This is a genomic window from Hydrocoleum sp. CS-953 (assembly GCF_002260545.1).
GTDB lineage: Bacteria > Cyanobacteriota > Cyanobacteriia > Cyanobacteriales > Microcoleaceae > Trichodesmium.
Window position 1 is genome coordinate 1 of record NZ_LGSU01000716.1, and the last position, 4357, is coordinate 4357.

Below are 4357 nucleotides of genomic sequence, written 5' to 3' on the forward strand. Positions count from 1 at the left end.
CACCCCCCACACCCCCCACACTCCACTCCTACTCAAAGCGAGGTGTCATACAATAAGGACAATCTAACCACTCTGCCTCCAATTCAGCATTGCAAGACTTACAAATTAAGTTTTGCTTGGCTTGGCGTTTCATTTCTGCCTCCAAACCTGAATCTGTAAATGTTACCCGTTCCACCTCCTCAAAAGTGGTATGACCTTGGCGCACCAAATTCAGACTGTATGGCAACAAACTAACCATCCCCTCCTCTACTGCAGTTTCCTTGATTTGTTCCGTTGGTGCCCTTTGAGTAATTAAAGTTTGTAATTGCTCCGTAATTTTCATAAACTCATAAACACCCACACGACCTTTATAACCAAGACCACCACATTTTCTGCAAAGTTCGCCCCTTTCCGCTAATACTTTTCGGTCTTCAACTGATACAGTGTTGGCCTTATAGAATGTCACATTTTCTTCCTGAGAAGGAACTAAACCATAACGACGCAGTTCATCAGGTTCAGGAACGTATGGAACTCGACAGTCAGTACAAACCCGGCGCATTAGACGTTGTGCCAACACTCCCAACAAAGCAGCAGAAACCATGAAAGATTCGACTCCCATTTCATCCAGTCGAGCGATCGCTCCTGCTGCATCATTAGTGTGTAGGGTTGTCAAAACCAAGTGTCCAGTCAATGCAGCTTCAATGGCTGTCTTTGCTGTTTCCTTATCTCGTGTTTCCCCCACCAGTAAAACATCAGGGTCTTGTCGCAGAAACGCCCGCAGGATACTAGCAAAAGTCAAATCCTTTTCCCTAATCACCTGACATTGGGTAATTCCTGGCAAAGCATATTCAATCGGGTCTTCTGCCGTACTAATATTAATCCCTGGGTCATTTCGTTCTGCCAATATTGAGTACAGAGAGGTTGACTTACCTGAACCAGTTGGTCCCGTCACCAGAATTAATCCAAATGGACGGCTAGCAGTTTCTCTAACTAGGGCTAAAGTCTCCGGGTCTGAGATTAATTTATCTAACCCCAGTTGGGTACTAGAACTATCCAAAATCCGTAAAACTATCTTTTCACCATAGCGACTCGGTAAACTATTTACCCGAAAGTCGATAGTACGTCCTTTAAACACCTTACGGATACGACCATCTTGAGCTTGTCGTCTTTCAGCAATGTCTAGGTTGGCAAGAATTTTAAAGCGCGAAGTAATAGCAGGAATAACTTTTTTCGGAAACCGAAAATATTCTTGTAAAACCCCATCTTTACGCATCCGAATTTGAATAAATTCTTCTTGGGGTTCTACATGAATATCAGATACTCCCTCACTCAGTGCTTTAACTAAAATCACGTTAACAGCCTTAATAATAGGAGCATCTTCGGCTTCAGATAGGCTTTTTCCTATATCCTCTACTGCTGCCTCATCTGCTGCATCCTCCAAATCAGAACTCTCAAAAAAGCCTGATTCCAACTCTAACTCTTTTTTTTCTGCCTCTTTAGCAGCAGCAGCATCTTTCCTGGTTTGCTCATCAAAGTAATAGTTGATTAAATGTTGATAATCTTCTGGGGTAATAACCAAGCGTTGTAAATTTAACCCATGATGTCTGAGAATTTTATCTTTCAGTTCATCCTTAGCTTGAAGATTATCAGGATTAACCATTGCCACCATTACAAAGGGTTGTTGACTTTCATAATCCTTCACCAAATTTGATGGTAATGAATCTCCAGCAAACTTTTCTAAGTCATCAAGTAATTTACCCTGTGAGCTGGTGCTTTGAGCTAAAGCCTTAAGCATTTGATCTTGACTCATACTACCTGTCTGAACGGCCTGATTTGCCAGATGAGTTTCGTGACTAAATAATGGTATAATCTGATTATTGCGACAGAATTCAATTGGAATTACCTTGTCAATTAAATAACATACCTGTTGTGCTGGAATTTGAGTAATCTCTGGGTCAAAAGCAGCCACACCATAGAGAATCATTAACTCAAATAGCTGTTGCTTTTTATAATGCCTGAGTAATTCCGGAGGTAAGGCTTGTCCTGTTAGAGCTTGCAGTAACTCTGTCAGTGATTTACCCGTTTTACGGCTTTCAACTTGACATTTTTGGAACTGTTCGATGTTGACATAGCCAGCTTGAACAAGTTTATTCCCAAAGGGAGAGAGATGACTGAGGGCAACTATAGCGGTGCGCGAATTGCGTGAAGAGCTTTGGGCCATGGCTGATAAAAAATTTCTCCTTAATCTAGTATTCCCTAAGTTTTTAATAATATTTACACTTAGTTAACAACTTGTTAACTTTATTGACATTGACTCCTTAAATGTTTACACTTCCCTGATTTAATTTTTGATGTAATCCAGTCTTTCACTAACTTTGTTTCCTTCAATAGGGATATTCTACGTTCTAAATCCCAATCCCCAATTAAATTAAGGCCAGTAATTACCAGACTACTGTAACAATTTTAGCAATCATAGAAACACTTTATCCCATGTTTGAGACAGTAGGTACAATTATCTATCTACAACAAAAATCTAGACTAGGAAAATGTTTTGCTTCATAATTCTATGATTCGGTATAATGTAAAGCTGTACCCAAGGCCAAAATGTTTGCTCACAACATAAGGCCATATAGTTAGTTATAACTATGTATTATGATTTATTTTTTAATTTATTTTTGATAACCCAGAAACTGATAGTTTATTAGTTTAATAAATTATGATTGAAAAAAAGTTATAGATAGAAACAGGAAAGGTTTGTTTAGCAATTTTTAGCAAATCTCAGAAAGGATTAAAGATATCTTACTCAATAATCAAATCTCATAATCTTTAGAACCTACTATATTTGCTAACAACAGGTTATTAGTGTTTCAAGTATTAATAATCTCAAAAATTTAAAAGCTATGAAAATAGACATAGTTAACATAAACTAATATTAACACTGTTAGAGTTTCAGTGATTATGTATTGCTTCTTGATTGTGATATGATAAATCAGGGTAAAAAAGCAACACAAAAACCAGTAATAGCCTTAAGTATTAGGAGAGAATAAAATGGCAGGAGAGACCCCCTCTANCCTACTATATTTGCTAACAACAGGTTATTAGTGTTTCAAGTATTAATAATCTCAAAAATTTAAAAGCTATGAAAATAGACATAGTTAACATAAACTAATATTAACACTGTTAGAGTTTCAGTGATTATGTATTGCTTCTTGATTGTGATATGATAAATCAGGGTAAAAAAGCAACACAAAAACCAGTAATAGCCTTAAGTATTAGGAGAGAATAAAATGGCAGGAGAGACCCCCTCTACAGAAACACAAAATCAAGAAATAAATGAAAATATTCAAGATGTTCAAGTTGCTGTTGAGGAAAGTGTAGACTTAGATTCATCTCAAAAGGTAGAGAATAACAAAGAAGTGTCTGAAGATAATGCCTCTGTAGAGACAGAGCAGCAGAAATTTGAGCCAATATCAGAAGAAATAGTCTTATTGAAGGAGGCTTATGAATCCTTACAAACTCAGTTAGAAACTACCAAATTTCAACTAGAGGAAAAAGAGACTCTATACAAAAGACTAGGAGCAGATTTTGACAACTTCCGTAAACGGACAGAAAAGGAAAAGCAAGAATTGGATACACAGGTTAAGTGTGCCACAATCATTGAATTATTACCAGTAATTGACAACTTTGAGCGTGCTCGTTCCCAGATAAAACCAGCAAATGATGGAGAAATGACTATTCATAAAAGCTATCAAAGTGTCTATAAGCAAATGGTAGATTCTTTGAAAAAATTAGGAGTTTCTCCTATGCGCCCAGAAGGTGAAGAGTTTGACCCGAATCTACATGAAGCAGTAATGCGAGAGGCAACAACAGAGCATCCAGAAGGAACCGTAATAGAAGAGTTGGTGCGTGGTTATATCCTAGGCGAGCGTGTACTCCGACATGCTATGGTAAAAGTAGCAACAGCACCAGAACCGACAGATGATGAAGCAGAAAATCAAACCGATACAGAAAGTTAATATAGTAGTCGAAACAAAGGTTAGAACATTTATAAATGCTCAAACTCAATCATGGATTACTTTTAACTTTTGACTCGCGCATAGCGCCATACTGGTTAGTTATTTTTGATTGAATTATCCTCCTTTTAAGTTGTATTCAGACCTATCCAAAATCAGCCACAACAAAAACAAAAATACTAAAACTTAAATTCAATTGTCGGAACTTAACTAAGATTTTTTCTGAATGCAACTTAAACAAATAAAACTAATGATTTTTGGATAGAATTAACATTAGTGAAAATTGGAAAAAAGTCTCTTATGATTTTCCAAATTAGATATTTTTTTTACATCTTTGAAACAAAAATATTCCCCAAAAATATACT

Annotated in this window: 2 protein-coding genes; one reads left to right on the forward strand and one right to left on the reverse strand. The window is 36.8% G+C overall.

Going from position 1 to position 4357, the window contains the following annotated elements; all coding sequences use genetic code 11:
* Positions 1-28: 28 nt before the first annotated feature.
* The gene (locus tag AFK68_RS08375; protein ID WP_094672338.1) at positions 29-2200 is read right to left on the reverse strand and encodes a GspE/PulE family protein; all 2172 of its coding nucleotides are present in this window, start codon (positions 2198-2200) and stop codon (positions 29-31) included.
* 1066 nt (positions 2201-3266) lie between these two features.
* Between AFK68_RS08375 and grpE the strand changes: the two genes are divergently transcribed.
* Positions 3267-3995, forward strand: a complete 729-nt coding sequence (gene grpE, locus AFK68_RS08380) for a nucleotide exchange factor GrpE (protein ID WP_094672339.1) — start codon at positions 3267-3269, stop codon at positions 3993-3995.
* The last annotated feature ends 362 nt before the right edge of the window (positions 3996-4357 follow it).